Genomic DNA, 15,086 nt, shown 5'->3' on the forward strand with positions numbered 1-15,086 from the left:
GGGGGCGAGGAAGGCTGTCGGGGCCTTCCTCGCCCCCTCGGTTTTTAGCTGGCGCTCCAGAACAGAGCGCGCGCGACCTGTGCGTACAGGCCCTTCGGGTGGTTGCGGAACATCGGCTCGGTGCCGAACAACACCACCTTCGCGCCGTTCACCGCCGTACCGGACACAACCGCCGCCTGACCCGCTGCCGCGTCCTGGCCGCCGGTGCCGTTGTCGCGTGCGTGCCAATGGCCTGCGGCGATCACCGTGCTGCCGTAGCGCTGCTCGACCGTCACGCCCGTGCCGAGGTTCGTGAACCACTGCGGTCCGTAGACGAACGAGTGCGGCAACGCGTTGGCACCGACCGGGCCGGTGCCGTTGACGACGTTCACGACGCCGTTGGCGTCCTCCCAACCGGCGACCGGGGTGGCCTGCAGGAGCTTGGCGTCGGTGTTGAACCTGCTGCCCGTCGCTCCGCGCGTGACCACACCACCGCGCTTGAGGAACTCGTCGAGCGCGGCCTTCGCGGTGGCGTTGAGCTGCGTGTAGTTCAGGCCCGCGCCCACGTACAGCGCGTCGATCCGCGACCAGTCGAAGCCCGCGTTCAGCACGGCCGTGGAGATCGTGCGGACGTCGAACCCGGACTCGCGCAGCACCTGCAGTTCGTCGGCGGAGACGGCGGCCGCGATCACCTTGCGCTGCAACGCCTCGCCGCCGGCCTTGGCGGTCGTGAAGCGCACGCCGTAGCGGTCGGCGACCTCCTTGGCGGCGGCCCATTCCCGTGCCGGGACGACGATCGTGCCGTCGTCCCGGCGGCGCAGCTCGAGACCGCGCGACAGCAGGTCGTTGGCCGCGCTGACGTCCTTCTGGTCGGTCAGGGTGAGGGCGAGGTCGGCGCCCGGCGCGGCGTCGACGGCACCGGTCGGCGAGGCCGCGGTGACGGGCTTGCCGTCGAAGCGGAACTGGCCGTTGCGGTGGATCTCGACCGACGCGCCCCACAGCAGGCGGTGGCTCCAGCCGGAGATGTCGTACATGACCGGCGCCTTGTCGGAGATGTCGCTGCCCTGCTCCAGCATCACGTTCGCGAGGCCGCGCTTGGGCTGGTGCATGTCCACGACGTACGACCCGGCCGGATAGCGCTTGCCGCCCAGCGTGAACGGCCTCTCCGCGCGTTCGACCCGGACGTCGTGCCGGACGAGCTGGTCGACGAGCCGCGCGGCGGCGGGTGCGGACCGGTCGTTCGTGATCACGTAGGCACGCGGGAACTCCGTGCTGAAGCGGTCCTCCGGCCCGAAGCCGGGCACGAAGCCGTCCGGGATGTAGCGCTGCTTCTCACCGGCGGCGCCGCGGCGGAACATCTCCGTCTGGTTCTCGATCAGGCTGCGCCGGTTGTCGTCCAGGTAGTCGAGCGAGGTCTTGATGGTGGCCTCGACGACGTCCGTGTTGATCTTCGAACGCCGCTGCAGCTCCGCCACCGGCAGGGCGTCGTAGTCGCCGCGGTTGACGCGCATCGGGATCTCGATCGTGTACGAGACGGCACCGTGGTACATCGCGTACTGGGCGGTGTAGATCGGCGCCCAGCCGTCCCACTCGCCGACGGGGTAGTCGCGGAACGGGATCTCCGGCTTCGCCGCCTCGGGATGCCCGAGCGCCTGCACGGCCTTCTCCATCAGCAGGCCGTTGGCGTAGCCGTGCTTGATGTACAGGTCGAAGTCGTAGTTCTGACCGTGCGGCGGTGTGGTCGGCTCGATCAGCGTGTTCGCCACGTAGCCGTGCTCGTCCAGCATCATCAACGGCTGGGTGCGCTCCACGACGTCCTGCATGACCCGGTTCTCGGGCTGGGAGCTCGTGACGAAGTCGCGGTTGAGGTCGAAGCCGGCGCTGTTCGCACGCGTGCCGGCGACGCGACCGTCCGGGTTCGCCGTGAGGTTGAAGTAGACCCTGCTGCGCTGCAACAACTTCTTGGTGTCAGCATCGTTGCTGGTGGCGAGGTGCTCGATGACGCGCAACGCGCCGTCGGTGCCCTCCCACTCGTCGCCGTGGATGTTGTTGTTGATCCAGATCGGCGCCTTGTACAGGCCCGCCGGGACGTTGCGGCCTTCCTCGATGGTGGCGCGGAACCGTTCCTGGATCCGGGTCTCCGTCGCGCTCTCCGGCGCCGTCAGCGTGACGAGGTACAGGTCGCGGCCGAGCCCTGACTGGCCGACGACCTCGACGGAGATCCTGTTGCTCGTCTGCTGCAACGCGTTCAGCTTCGGCGCGAGCGCGTGGTACGGCGCGAGGCCGAGCTTGATGGACTTGTCGGCCGTGTTCTCCGGGTACGTCCGCAGCTTCGTCCGGCGCGGGTAACCCTGGTGCCGGTCGGCCTGGTTCTCCCCCTGGGCCAGCATGGACTGCGCCTGGAAAGCGTTGTCCAGTGTGGCGACTTCGTTGCGCTCAGGCCCGTTGCCCGGCTCTCGGTCCTTGACCGAAGGTGTGGAAGCAGTCGGTTGCGCTGTTCCGGTTGTGGGCGCCGCTATCACCGCGGCGGCGGCAAGGAGAACAGCGAGCAGAGTTCTGCGCATGTGGACGTTTCTCGCACAACGGCCCGCGTATCGACTAGAGCCGATAGGCGGGCCGTTGCATCCCCTCGGTCCAGACCAAGATGGCACAACTAGGAGAGAAGTTCACCAAGCACCTTCGCAGCCAGGACAGAAGTCACCGCTGACCAGCGGCTTCCTCCCGGACGACCACTCGATCGGCCTAGCCGGACCCCAGGCAGAGGAACGGCCGGCGGAACGGGTCCTTCGCCATCGCCTCGGCCAGCGCCACCGCCGGCGCGGCCCCGGCCGCCAGCGCCCGGTGGTAGTCGGCCATCGCCGCGGCACTGGCCTCGTCCCCGACCTTGCTGGCCGCGGCGACCACGGTCCGCGTGCCTCCCGCCAGCATCGCGCCGGCAAACCCCAAGGCCTCGTCACCAGGCCTGATGCGGTTCAACGCCAGCTCGCACGCCGCGAGCACCACGTGCGCCGGCGGGTTCCTCAACCGCCCCAGCTCGTGCGCGAACAGCGGCCCGTCGAACAGTTCGAGCCGGGAGAACAGCGCGTTCTCGATCTCATGCTCGCCGTGGGCGGCGACGTGGACAAGGTCGGCCCCGTCGAGGTGCGCCATGACCTCGGCGGCGGTGGCGGTGTCCCCGGAGAGCATCGTGGCGTTGGCGTGATAGGTCGCCAGCTTGTCCACCTCGCCGTGCCCGAAGAGGAGCCCTGGCCCCTGCACCACCAGCACGCGGTCGGTCTTGGGCTTGCCGGCCTGCGCCGCGGCGAGCCAGGCCGTGGCCGAGGGCGCGGTGGCGACCGGACGTCCGTGCAGGCTCGGCAGCACACCCCACGGCACCGCGTACAACTCGCCGGTCGGCACCATGACGAGCTCGCGGTCGCCGATGAGGTGCGCGAGCGGTTTGATCAGCAACGCGTCGAGGCGGTCGGCCTGCCTGTGCGCGGACGCGCCGATGACCTGTACCAGCGGAGGCGGCAGGTGGTCGGGGGCGAGGGCGTTGAGGTCGAAGTGGAGCTTCTGGGCGCTCTCCAGCGCCTCCGTCGCGCCGCCGAGCCGCACGAGGCTGACGCGGCCACCGGCGACGACGACAGCGGCCATCTCCCCGCCGGACACGACGTAGCTGACCATGGCCCGTTGCCCGAGCTCCGCGATCACCTCGGTGATGCCGGCGACCGGCCGGGGCCTGCCCCACCGCTGCGAGTGCCAGCCGAGCCGGTTCGCCTCGCGCTGCGCCTTCACGAGCTTGCCGCGCAACTCGGCGGTCGGCTGACCGGACAGACCGTGCCGCAGGATCGCCCAGCTGAGGTTGCGCACCTCGGTGATCCGCTCGGCGACCTCGTTGTTGTCGGTCGCCTCCAGCGGTTCGTACCGGTAGGTCTGCGCGCGCGTGCGTTCCAGCCAGGCGAAGAGCCGGCGCGCGTCCGCGTCCTCCAGCACGAGCTTGATCGCGAGCTCGCTCAGCTCCCTGCCGTGCACAGCCGTGGCGGACACGAGTTCCAGGCCTCCGAGCTGATCGCGCACCCGTCCCAGCTCGTCCAGCGCTTTGCGGGCGTGCACCAGCGCGGCACGGCGGCTTCCCTTGGCCAGCGCGAGCTCCGCCAGCACGAGCCGGCGTTGCATCCGGTGGTCGAGCGGCGTGACCGCGCGGGGTCCGGGCACCTTCTTCAGCAGCTCTTCGGCATCGGCCAGCCTTCCCCGGCGGATCTCCAGCCGGGTCGCGAGGAGCAACGCGAGCCGTGCCTCGTCCACGAGGTGGTTGGCCGCCAGCTCGTCGGACAGCGTCAACGCCTTCTGCACCAAGGAGTTCGAGATCCGCCTGGTGCGCATCGCGTGCCTGCCGTGCGCCCACAGTTCGATCAGGCCGGCCATCATCCACCAGGTGCTGCCACGGCGGATGAGTTTGCGTTCGGACCGCTTCGCCATGCGGCGTGCCAGGTCGAGCTGGTCGTCCAGCAACGCCGCCGACGCGCGGAACATCTCGACCTCGGCGATCTCCTGGCCGAACTTCTCCTTGCGCATGACCGGCAGCGCCTCGTCGAGGTGCTTACCGGCCTCATCGGACAGTCCGATCATGAGCATGGCCTCGGCCTGGTCGAACTGCAGGCGTGCCAGCAAAGCGGGCTGGTCGTCGGCGCGGAAGATCCGCTCCGCCTCTTCGTAGCGCCGCAACGCCTCTGCCAGCTCACCGCTCTGCTTGTGCACGTTTCCGAGCGCGTGCACCAGGAACGGGCGAAGGTGGACGAGTTCGTGCTCACGGGCGAGGTAGATGCCGCGTTCGAGGTCAGCGATCGCTCGCTCGCTCCTGCGGATCGCGGCCAGCGCGAATCCACGGTTGAGCAACGTGGAGACGAAACCCTGCACCAGGGGGCGGTTCGCTCCGGAGCCGGTCTGCTCAACGTCGTGCTCGACTGCGTCGATGAACCTGTTGAACCACTCGATCGCCCGCTCCGGCTGACCCATGCGCATGACCATGAGGCCCTGGTTGTGGTCCACGCCGGCGTTCAGGAACGTTCTGGTGGCCGTGTCCTCGATGGTCTCGATCTCGCGACGGGCAGCGTCAAACGCCTCAACAGCGATGTCCATGCCGCTGGTCTCGCCCTGACACAGGCCCAGCGTGTACAAGATGCGAGCGCGGATCGCCGCACGTTCTTGGCTCGATTCCACGCGCTCGATATGCACGAGCGCACGTCGGAGCAGCCGGATGGCCGAGGGAAAGCGAAACCTCGCTTGCTCAGCCCATCCCCTCTCGTACAACTCGCGCGCTCTCACCAGGGAACGAGCGGGCATGTGATCATCACACCACACGTGTCCTCGCAGCGCTGCCCGCCAACCAGGCATTGGACCTGGTGACGGGCAAAACACGCTGCGTGACTACACGGCGATGTTGTTCGGGTGGTTCGGGCAGTCGTGGTTGTGCTCGACATCGCCGCCGGAGTCGACGGCACCCTCGGAGATCGGCAGTGGGCGAGCAAACGGGAATCCCGGGCCGCCGCCGCAGCACATCGGCGTGACTTCCGGGTCTTCCTTCTTGTCCGGCTTCGGCACCTCGGTCGGCGGTGCGGGCACCGGTTCCGGTTCGACGACCGGCGTGCCTTCGAGCACGGACTCTGCTTCCTGGACGACCTCGGTCTCGGCCACGTCGAGGTTTTCGCGCTGAACAGTCATGAGGTTTCCCCCCTCGTTTGGACTATTACTTCTCATCCCCCCAGATGAGCTGCACCGAGAGAGTGACACACACGGCTACACGCATACGTCTCATTTAGCTAACAGCCACTCAGACGGCCTAAGATCACAAAGGGCCACCTGCACGAACAGGTGACCCTTTGTGATTTTTATGGCGAATGTGTATCTACGAGCAGCGTGCGAGCACGATCTCGCGCACGCGCGCGGCGTCCGCCTGGCCCTTGGTGGCCTTCATGACCGCGCCGACGATGGCGCCGGCCGCCTGGACCTTGCCGTCGCGGATCTTCTGGGCGACGTCCGGCTGGGCCGCGAGGGCCTCGTCGACGGCCTTCTCCAGCGCCGAGTCGTCCGAGACGACCTTGAGGCCGCGCTTCTCGATGACGTCGTCCGGGGAGCCTTCGCCCTCCAGGACGCCGTTGACGACCTCGCGGGCGAGCTTGTTCGTCAGCGTGCCCGCGTTCACCAGCTCGATCACCCTCGCCACCTGGGCCGGGGTGATGGCGAGGTCGGTGACCTCGATGCCCTTCGAGTTGGCCTGCTGCGCGAGGTACGACACCCACCAGGAGCGGGCCTCGTCCGGCTTCGCGCCCGCCTCGACGGTGGCGATGATGACGTCCAGCGCGTTGGCGTTGACCAGGTCGCGGAGGACCTCGTCGGTGAGGTTCCAGTCCTTCTGGATGCGCGCGCGGCGCTCCCAGGGGAGCTCGGGCAGGGTGAGGCGCAGTTCCTCGACCCACTCGCGCGACGGCGCGATCGGGACCAGGTCGGGCTCCGGGAAGTAGCGGTAGTCCTCCGCCGTCTCCTTCTTGCGGCCCGGCGACGTGCTGCCCGACGACTCGTCGAAGTGGCGGGTCTCCTGCGTCACGGAACCGCCGGACTCCAGCACCGCGGCCTGGCGCGTCATCTCGAAGCGCACGGCGCGTTCGACGCTGCGCAGCGAGTTGACGTTCTTGGTCTCGGTGCGGGTGCCCAGCGCGCCGGTGGTCTTCGGCGACAGGGAGACGTTCGCGTCGCAGCGCAGCGAGCCCTGGTCCATGCGGACGTCGGACACGTCGAGCGCCTTGAGCAGGTCGCGCAGTGCCGTCACGTACGCGCGGGCGACCTCGGGGGCGCGCTCGCGAGTGCCGGGGATCATCTTCGTGACGATCTCGATCAGCGGTACGCCGGCGCGGTTGTAGTCGAGCAGCGAGTGCTCGGCGCCGTGGATGCGACCGGTGGCGCCGCCGACGTGCAGCGACTTGCCCGTGTCCTCCTCCATGTGCGCGCGCTCGATCTCGACGCGGATGACCTCGCCGTCGTCCAGCGTCACGTCGAGCCAGCCGTTGAACGCGATCGGCTCGTCGTACTGCGACGTCTGGAAGTTCTTCGGCATGTCCGGGTAGAAGTAGTTCTTCCGCGCGAACCGGCACCACTCGGCGATCTCGCAGTTCAGCGCGAGGCCGATGCGCATCGCGGACTCGATCGCCTTGGCGTTCACCACCGGCAGCGCGCCCGGCAGGCCGAGGCACGTCGGGCAGGTGTTCGTGTTCGGCTCACCGCCGAAGGTGTTGGCGCAGCCGCAGAACATCTTCGTGTTGGTGTGCAGCTCGACGTGCACTTCCAGGCCCAGGACGGGGTCGTACTTCTCGACGACCTCGTCGTAGTCCATCAGCTCAACCAGAGAGGTCATGCCAACTCGTCCTTCCGCAGAGCACGGATGGCCAGCGCCGCACCGGTGATCGCCACGGTGATGCTCGCGATCGCGTTCGCCAGGGCCAGCTTGTCGTTCTTCGCCCGCGCGGCCCGGAAGCCGGAGAACGCTCCCACGGCTCCCGCGACGGCACCGGCAATACCGAGGAGGCCCCTGGCCTTCTTGATGTTCACAGCGACGGACCTCCGAACGCGCCGCGCGCGGCCTCGTAGGCGGCGGCCACCCGGTACATGCGGTGGTCCTGCAGCGCCGGAGCCATGATCTGCAGGCCGACCGGCATTCCGTCCTCATCGGACAGACCGCTCGGGACGCTCATGGCCGGCGTGCCCGCGAGGTTCGCGGGGATGGTGCAGAGGTCGGCCTTGTACATGGCCATCGGGTCGTTCGCGCGCTCGCCGATCTTGAACGCCGTGGTCGGCGTGGTCGGGGAGATGAGCACGTCGAACTTCTCGAACGCCTTCGCGAAGTCCTGCGTGATCAGCGTACGGACCTTCTGCGCCGAGCCGTAGTACGCGTCGTAGTAGCCGGACGACAGCGCGTACGTGCCGATCATGATGCGGCGCTTGACCTCGGCGCCGAAGCCGGCCTCGCGGGTCAGCGACATGACCTCCTCGGTGCTGCGCGTGCCGTCGTCGCCGACGCGCAGGCCGTAGCGCATGGCGTCGAACCGGGCGAGGTTCGACGAGCACTCGCTCGGCGCGATGAGGTAGTACGCCGGGAGCGCGTAGTCGAAGCTCGGGCACGACACGTCCGCGATCTCCGCGCCGAGCTCCTTGAGCTGCGACACGGCGGCCTCGAAGCTGCGCAGCACGCCCTGCTGGTAGCCCTCGCCGGTGAACTGCGTGACGACACCGATGCGCAGACCGGACAGGTCACCGCTCAGACCCTCGCGGGCTGCGGCGACGACCGGCGGCACGGGCGCGTTGATGGACGTGGAGTCCATGTGGTCGTAGCCCGCGATGACCTCGTGCAGCAACGCGGCGTCGAGCACCGTGCGCGCGCACGGACCGGCCTGGTCCAGAGAGCTTGAGAACGCGACGAGGCCGTAGCGGGAAACACCGCCGTAGGTGGGCTTCACGCCGACGGTGCCGGTGACGGCGCCGGGCTGACGGATCGAGCCACCGGTGTCGGTGCCGATCGCGAGAGGCGCCTGCAGGGCGGCCAGCGCGGCGGACGAGCCACCGCCGGAGCCGCCGGGGATCCGGTCGAGGTCCCACGGGTTGTGCGTGGGGCCGTACGCCGAGTTCTCGGTCGACGAACCCATGGCGAACTCGTCCATGTTCGTCTTGCCGAGGATGACGACGCCGGCTTCCTTGAGCCTGCGCGTCACCGTGGCGTCGTAGGGCGGGATCCAGCCTTCGAGGATCTTGGAACCGACCGTGGTCGGCACGCCCTCGGTCGTCATGACGTCCTTGAGCGCCAACGGCACACCGGCGAGCGGCGAGACCTGCTCACCGGCCTTGACGGCCTCGTCGACCCTGCGGGCCTGCGCGAGCGCGCCCTCGGTGTCGACGTGCAGGAAGGCGTGGACCTTCCCGTCGGTCTCGGCGATGCGGTCCAGGTGGGCCTGGGTGACCTCGACACTGGAGACCTCGCCGCTGTGGATCTTCGCGGCGAGTTCCGCCGCGGTCGCGTGGATCAGGTCGTTGGTCATGCTTCCTCACCCAGGATGCGGGGCACGCGGAACCGGCCGTCCTCGGCCTCAGGAGCGCCGGAGAGCGCCTGCTGCTGACCGAGGCTCGGACGGACCACGTCCTCGCGGAAGACGTTGGTCAGCGGAACGGCGTGCGACGTCGGCGGGATGTCGGCCGTGGCGATGTCGCCAACCGAGGCCACCGACTGGAGGATCACGTCGAGCTGTCCGGCGAACAAGTCGAGCTCGTCCTCGGTAACAGCCAGCCTGGCGAGCTTCGCCAGGTGCGCGACCTCGTCGCGGGAGATGCTGGGCACTCCTGTCAACCCCCGTAGGGTCGGGATACGAATCGGGAACCCCGTGAGTCTATGGGCTGGTCAGGCGCGCCTTCGAACGGGTTACCGCCTCTGCCGCTGACCGGCACGTCAACTTAACCGTTCCGCAACGCGGACAGCAGGTCATGCGCCGACGATGCGTCTGCGAGAATCACCGACCGGCAACGGCGCAAGACGCGGGGTCTCGCGCACGAGCTATGGAGGCGTTCACCTTGTCGTTCCTGATCCGGGTCCAGCTCCCGGACCGTCCCGGCACCCTCGGCGCGGTCGCAACGGCTTTGGGCGAGATCGGGGCGGACATACTCAGCGTCGACGTGGTGGAACGCGGTTCCGGCATCGCCATCGACGACCTCGTGGTCGAACTCCCGTCCGGCCGCCTGCCGGACACCCTGATCACCGCCGCCGAGTCCATCGAGGGCGTCGAGGTCGACGCGGTGCGCCCCTACGCGGGCATCCTGGACACCCATCGCGAGCTGGAGCTCGTGGAGGAGATCGCCGAGGAACCCAAGAAGGGCCTCGAGATCTTCACCGAGGGCGTCCCGAAGATCATCCGCGCCGGCTGGGCCGTCGTCGTGGGGCCGGAGGGCACCGGCATCAACCGGCTGACCGCGTCCTCGGCCGCCCCGGAGACACGGATGGCGGACGTGCCGTGGTTCCCGCTGGAGCGCGCGACCGTGCTCGACGGCGAGGAGGAGTGGGTACCGGAGACCTGGCGCGAGCTGGGCACCGAACTCGCCGCGACGCCGCTGGGCAAGCCGGACCGCGTGCTCGTCGTCGGCCGGCCGGGCGGCCCGATGTTCCGCGCGGCCGAGGTGGCACGCCTGGCGCACCTGGCCGGCATCGTCGCCGTGGTGCTCCCCGACTAGTTCGGAGCCCTGGACCGCTGGCGTCTGCGGGCCAGCGCGACCAGCTCCGCGTTGTTCTTCGCCCGGCGGCCGTCGGGCAGGTGCAGCGTGTCCTCCAGACCCATGCGCACGTGGTGTTCGAGGAGCGCGGCGTAGTCGAGGACGGACCAGGCCTCGGCGTCCCTGCCGTGCAGCATGATCGGCAGGCCGAGCGGTTCCACTTCAGCCAGCAGGCTTTCGGCCGTGGCGCGCGTCGCCACCACCGTGATCCGGCTGACGCTCGCGGGCAGTTCGGTCAACCGCGCCGGAGCTTCGACGACGAGCTCGACCCTGACGTTGACCTGGTGCAGGGCCTGGGCCAGGTCACGCCAGCCGGGCCGGCCGACGTGCACGCAGGCGATGTCCGGCCTGCCCGCCGCGAGCGCCGCCCAGCTGCCGATCAGCGTGCCCTGGTTGCCGGGAACGTCGGTGGACACGCTGATCTCGATGCCGGGCACGGCGGCGCGGACGGTCGCGATCGTCGTGGCCACCTCGGGCCCGACGAGCGTGAGCGCGCCGATGACGTCGCGCGGACGGATGTGCACGGATGTGACGCCGAGCGCGGCGACGTCAGCCGCGTCCTCGGCGAGGCGCTCTGGGGACAACGGCAGGGCCGGGTGCTCCTCGGCTGTGCGGGAGCCGTTCAGACAGGCTTGCAGCACACCTCATACGGTCCCACACAATCCTTCGCGCGGCGTTGCTCCAAGGGCTAGGTTGGCCTCATGCGACTGGCCCTGGTGTTGGCACAGGAGAACGGCCTGGCGACCGGCGATCTGGCGTTGGGTGTGGCAGGAGTGCTCGCGCTGGCGGCGGTGATCGTCGTCGCGCTCAAACGCCGGAAGCCATGACTCGTTCTGCGGAATACCGGATCTGACTCCAGAATCTGCCGTGATCGCCCCACTTCCCGGAGGTATGAAGATCATGGCCATCACGGTGAACCTCGACATGCTCCTCGACAAGGCCTACGAGAACCTCCCGCTCACCGAGATCCTGGACGCCCCGGTCGACGCGCTGCAGGGCGTGAGCGCCGGTGACGCGGAGAAGCTGAAAGCCGCGTTCAACATCAAGACCGTGCGGGACCTGGGCACCAACAGGTACTTCCGCGCGGCCGTGACGTTGCTGGACCTGGAGACGACGGCTCGTTAGAGCACGATTCGGTAGTGGACGAACGGGGTCTTCTCCGCGACCTGGTCGTAGAGCCTGCGGGCGGTCTCGTTGCCCTCGCCGGTGTGCCAGTAGACGCGGCAGCAGTTCTGCTGTTTCGCCCAGTCCGTCACCGCCTCGATGAGCGCGCGGCCGACACCCCGGCCGCGCGCCTCGGGCGTGGTGAAGAGATCTTGCAGGTAGCAGACGTCCGGGCCGGACGTGCTGGGGTGCTTGAAGAAGTGCGTGATGCCGGCGAGGACGCCATCGATGCGGGCGCATAGGGCGTGGATGTCCTTGTCCGCCTGGAACGCTTCCCACTTCTCGTCGTAGATTTCCGCCGGCAGCGTGCGTTCGTAGAAGGTGTTGTAGCCCTCGAAGAGCTCCTGCCACCTGGCTCGGTCCGCGGGTTCGAGTGGGCCGATCGCGATCATGTTGATCCTTTCTGCGGTCACCCGGTTGGATGACCCCCGTGTCGACGACCCTCACCACCGAGCTGCTGCTGCACCGCGCGGGTACCAAGTCGTACTGGCGCGGCCTGACCTACCGCGAAGCTGTGCTGTCCCTGCGGGTGCACAGCCGGCACGTGGCGGCGCGGGTGCGGGGTGGTGACGAGGACGCGTACGCCGTGGAACTGTCGTGGTCGGGGACTCATCTGGTGGGGGCGTGCAGCTGTCCGCACGGGTCCGAGGGATTCTTCTGCAAGCATTGCGTGGCCGTCGGGCTGGTGTTGCTCGACCGGGGCGAGACGGTGCCGCCGCCGGACGCCGAGGACGTGGAACTCAAGGACGTGCTGAGATCGCTGCCGCCCGAGGTGCTGCGGGAACTGCTGTACGAGCAGGCGGCGGGTGACCCCGAGCTGCGGGCGCGGATCATGTCATCGCTCTGACGGTTGTTGTGTCTCCGGCAGCGCTACCCGGTGCCGGTCTGGTTGCTCAGAGCGGTGTTCCGTACGCGTACGCCACCAGGTTCACGCCCGGCAGCGGCGTCCAGTCGCGCTCCGGTAACCGCGTGAACCCCAGCCGCTCATACAACCGGTGCGCCGCCAGCATCTTCTCCGACGACGACAGGACGACGTGGGTGGCGCCCGCCGCGCGCGCCTTGTCGAACACCGCCCGCACCAGGGCCTCGCCGACACCACGGCCGCGCGCCGCCGCCGACACCGCCAGCATGCGGAACTCCAGCTCGCCCGGCCGGGAGACCTCCGCGTAGGGCGTGCCGGGGTGCACCACCGTCACGGAGCCCAGGACAGTGCCCGACTCGTCCTGGGCGACGAGCAGTTCGGCGGCGCGGAAGCGGGACTCGGCGTCCGCGAGGACGGTCGCGTAGCTGTCGTGGGCACCTACGAAGCCGTCGGTGACGTAGGCCTCGACCGTGACGGAGCCGACCGCCGGCAGGTCGGCCTCCGTCGCCGGGCGGATGATCAGGTCAGCCATCTGCGCCTTCTTCCACTGAGCCTTCGTCGCCGGGGAGGGCCACGTCCCTCGCCGCGTCCGGGCCCTGTTCCAGCAGAACGGTGAAGCCCGCCTCGTCCAGGACCGGCACCTTCAGCGAGATGGCCTTGTCGTACTTGGATCCTGGCGAGTCGCCGACCACCACGAAAGCGGTTTTCTTGGAGACCGAGCCCGCCGCCTTGCCGCCGCGGGCGAGGATCGACTCCTTGGCCGAGTCGCGCGAGTACTCCGTCAGCGAGCCGGTGACCACGATGGACAGGCCTTCGAGGTTGCGGACGATGGACGCGTCGCGCTCGTCCTCCATCCGCACGCCGGCGGCCCGCCAGCGCTCAACGACGCCTTGGCGCCACTCCGTTTCGCGCCACTCGACCACGGCCGTCGCGATGGTCTGGCCGACGCCCTCGGCACTGGCGAGAGCCTCCTCCGCCGCCTCGAGGATCGCGTCCATCGAGCCGAACTGCTGGGCCAGCGCGCGGGCGGCCGTCGGGCCGACGTGACGGATCGACAGCGCGACCAGCACCCTCCACAGAGGACGCTCCTTGGCCGCCTCCAGGTTGTCGATCAGCTTCAGCGCGTTCGCGGACAGCTCGCCGTTCTTCGTCGTGAAGCGCTCGACCTGCCGCAACGCCTCGGCGTCGAGGTCGAACAGGTCGGCCTCGTTCGTGTAGATCGTGGACTCGGTGATCGCCGCGGCCGCCTCGTAGCCGAGCACCTCGATGTCGAGCGCGGCGCGGGAGGCCAGGTACGCCAGGCGTTCGCGCAGCTGACCGGGGCACGTCTCCGCGTTGGGGCAGCGGATGTCGACGTCGCCCTCCTTCATCGGGCGCAGCACCGAGTTGCACTCGGGACACCACACCGGCATCTCGAACTCGCGCGCGTCGGCCGGGCGCGCGGCCAGCACCGGGCCGAGCACCTCGGGGATCACGTCGCCCGCCTTGCGGATGACGATGCGGTCGCCGATCAGCACGCCCTTGCGCTTGACCTCCGACCCGTTGTGCAGCGTGGCCCGCGCGACCGTCGAGCCGGCCACCTTCACCGGCTCCATCACGGCGAACGGCGTCACCCGGCCGGTGCGGCCCACCTGGACCTGGATGTCGAGCAGGGTGGTGGTGGCCTCCTCCGGCGGGTACTTGTACGCGATGGCCCACCTCGGGGCGCGCGACGTCGTGCCCAGGCGCCGCTGCAGCGACACCTCGTCGACCTTGACCACGAGCCCGTCGATCTCGTGGACCGCGTCGTGCCGGTGCTCGCCCCAGTACTCGACCTTCCTGCGCACCGCCGCCGGGTCGGTGAGCACCTCGGTGTGCGAGGAGACCGGCAGGCCCCACGCCTTCAGCGCCTCGTAGGCCAGCGACTGGCTGGCGACCTCGAAGCCCCGGGTCTTGCCGATGCCGTGGCAGATCATCCGCAGCTTGCGTGAGGCCGTGACCTTGGGATCCTTCTGCCGCAACGACCCGGCGGCGGTGTTGCGCGGGTTCGCGAACGGCGGCTTGCCCTGCTCGACCAGCGAGGCGTTCAAAGCCAGGAAATCCTCGACCGCGAAGAAGACCTCGCCGCGCACCTCGACCAGGTCGGGCACCGGGTACTCGGCGGACCCCTTCAGCACCACCGGGACGTCCGCGATCGTGCGGACGTTCAGCGTCACGTCCTCGCCGGTGCGGCCGTCGCCCCTGGTGAGCGCCCGCGTCAGCCGGCCCTTCTCGTAGAGGAGGTTGATCGCGAGGCCGTCGATCTTCAGCTCGCACAGGAAGTGCGTGCCGGAGCCGATCTCCTTCCCGACCCGCTCGAACCAGCCCGTCAGCTCGTCCTGCGCGAAGACGTTGTCCAGGCTGAGCATGCGCTCCAGGTGGTCGACCGCCTTGAACTCGGTCGAGAACGTGCCCCCGACCAGCTGCGTCGGAGACTCGGGCGTGGCAAGGCCGGGATGCTCGGCCTCCAGTGCCTCCAGCTGCTTGAGCATCGCGTCGAACTCACCATCGGTGACGATCGGATCGTCCAGCACGTAGTAGCGGAACTGGTGCGAGCGCACCTCTTCCGCGAGCACGGCATGCCGCTCGCGCACCTCTGCGGGGACGTCTTCAATGCTCTCGCTGGTCACGTTCCACAGCTTATTGACTTCTCCCTGCGCTGAAGGGCAGGGATTCCCATCCGCCGTGCGGCGGGTAGCGCTTACGCGCTGTGCCTCACGGCACGGGGTTCCTGTTTCACTGCCGATCGCGGAAGGGAGGACCCTTGCCGTCTGACATC

General features: G+C 69.0%; 15 protein-coding genes. 4 read left to right on the forward strand and 11 right to left on the reverse strand.

The window, feature by feature from the left end; translation table 11 throughout:
- Window positions 1–44: 44 nt before the first annotated feature.
- The 7 genes from IG04_RS0128320 to gatC form a co-directional block, all read right to left on the reverse strand.
- Window positions 45–2,543 carry a M14 family zinc carboxypeptidase gene (locus IG04_RS0128320; protein WP_030479781.1) on the reverse strand — a complete coding sequence of 833 codons (2,499 nt, stop codon included), beginning with the start codon at window positions 2,541–2,543 and terminating at the stop codon, window positions 45–47.
- A 178-nt stretch (window positions 2,544–2,721) separates the two neighbouring features.
- Complete coding sequence (locus IG04_RS0128325; protein WP_030479782.1) at window positions 2,722–5,181, reverse strand: CHAT domain-containing protein; 2,460 nt, start codon at window positions 5,179–5,181, stop codon at window positions 2,722–2,724.
- A gap of 207 nt (window positions 5,182–5,388) precedes the next feature.
- Window positions 5,389–5,682, reverse strand: a complete 294-nt coding sequence (locus IG04_RS0128330) for a hypothetical protein (protein ID WP_030479783.1) — start codon at window positions 5,680–5,682, stop codon at window positions 5,389–5,391.
- Window positions 5,683–5,866: 184 nt separating this feature from the next.
- A complete protein-coding gene (gene gatB, locus IG04_RS0128335) occupies window positions 5,867–7,369 on the reverse strand; it encodes an Asp-tRNA(Asn)/Glu-tRNA(Gln) amidotransferase subunit GatB (protein ID WP_030479784.1) in 1,503 nt (500 codons plus the stop codon).
- Window positions 7,366–7,563, reverse strand: coding sequence for a hypothetical protein (locus IG04_RS0128340; protein ID WP_245816235.1), 198 nt, complete (start codon window positions 7,561–7,563; stop codon window positions 7,366–7,368). Before IG04_RS0128340 ends, gatB begins: the two co-directional genes overlap by 4 nt.
- Entirely contained in the window at window positions 7,560–9,044 is a 1,485-nt protein-coding gene (gatA, locus tag IG04_RS0128345) for an Asp-tRNA(Asn)/Glu-tRNA(Gln) amidotransferase subunit GatA (RefSeq protein ID WP_030479786.1), read from the reverse strand. The genes IG04_RS0128340 and gatA overlap by 4 nt, the downstream gene beginning before the upstream one ends.
- A complete protein-coding gene (gatC, locus tag IG04_RS0128350; protein WP_030467875.1) occupies window positions 9,041–9,340 on the reverse strand; it encodes an Asp-tRNA(Asn)/Glu-tRNA(Gln) amidotransferase subunit GatC in 300 nt (99 codons plus the stop codon). Before gatC ends, gatA begins: the two co-directional genes overlap by 4 nt.
- A gap of 230 nt (window positions 9,341–9,570) precedes the next feature.
- Between gatC and IG04_RS0128355 the strand changes: the two genes are divergently transcribed.
- The gene (locus IG04_RS0128355) at window positions 9,571–10,224 is read left to right on the forward strand and encodes an ACT domain-containing protein (protein ID WP_030479787.1); all 654 of its coding nucleotides are present in this window, start codon (window positions 9,571–9,573) and stop codon (window positions 10,222–10,224) included.
- On the opposite strand, the gene IG04_RS0128360 is transcribed toward IG04_RS0128355, so the two are convergent.
- Window positions 10,221–10,904: a 3-keto-5-aminohexanoate cleavage protein gene (locus IG04_RS0128360; RefSeq protein WP_030479788.1), complete on the reverse strand. Its 684-nt coding sequence runs from the start codon at window positions 10,902–10,904 to the stop codon at window positions 10,221–10,223. The genes IG04_RS0128355 and IG04_RS0128360 overlap by 4 nt on opposite strands.
- 60 nt (window positions 10,905–10,964) lie before the next feature.
- Between IG04_RS0128360 and IG04_RS48700 the strand changes: the two genes are divergently transcribed.
- On the forward strand, window positions 10,965–11,090 hold the full coding sequence (locus IG04_RS48700) for a hypothetical protein (protein WP_256334903.1): 126 nt from the start codon (window positions 10,965–10,967) through the stop codon (window positions 11,088–11,090).
- Between the two features lie 73 nt (window positions 11,091–11,163).
- On the forward strand, window positions 11,164–11,388 hold the full coding sequence (locus tag IG04_RS0128370) for a hypothetical protein (RefSeq protein WP_030479789.1): 225 nt from the start codon (window positions 11,164–11,166) through the stop codon (window positions 11,386–11,388).
- Here the strand turns inward: IG04_RS0128370 and IG04_RS0128375 are convergent.
- Window positions 11,385–11,819: a GNAT family N-acetyltransferase gene (locus tag IG04_RS0128375; protein ID WP_030479790.1), complete on the reverse strand. Its 435-nt coding sequence runs from the start codon at window positions 11,817–11,819 to the stop codon at window positions 11,385–11,387. The two genes, IG04_RS0128370 and IG04_RS0128375, sit on opposite strands and share 4 nt — an antisense overlap.
- A 38-nt stretch (window positions 11,820–11,857) precedes the next feature.
- On the opposite strand from IG04_RS0128375, the gene IG04_RS0128380 reads away from it, so the two are divergent.
- The gene (locus IG04_RS0128380) at window positions 11,858–12,274 is read left to right on the forward strand and encodes an SWIM zinc finger family protein (protein WP_051770835.1); all 417 of its coding nucleotides are present in this window, start codon (window positions 11,858–11,860) and stop codon (window positions 12,272–12,274) included.
- 46 nt (window positions 12,275–12,320) lie between these two features.
- On the opposite strand, the gene IG04_RS0128385 is transcribed toward IG04_RS0128380, so the two are convergent.
- Window positions 12,321–12,821 carry a GNAT family N-acetyltransferase gene (locus IG04_RS0128385; protein ID WP_030479792.1) on the reverse strand — a complete coding sequence of 167 codons (501 nt, stop codon included), beginning with the start codon at window positions 12,819–12,821 and terminating at the stop codon, window positions 12,321–12,323.
- On the reverse strand, window positions 12,814–14,937 hold the full coding sequence (gene ligA, locus IG04_RS0128390) for an NAD-dependent DNA ligase LigA (RefSeq protein WP_245816233.1): 2,124 nt from the start codon (window positions 14,935–14,937) through the stop codon (window positions 12,814–12,816). Before ligA ends, IG04_RS0128385 begins: the two co-directional genes overlap by 8 nt.
- Between the last annotated feature and the right edge of the window lie 149 nt (window positions 14,938–15,086).

The sequence above is a fragment of the Lentzea albidocapillata genome (assembly GCF_000719115.1).
In the GTDB taxonomy this organism is placed as follows: Bacteria; Actinomycetota; Actinomycetes; order Mycobacteriales; family Pseudonocardiaceae; genus Lentzea; species Lentzea albidocapillata.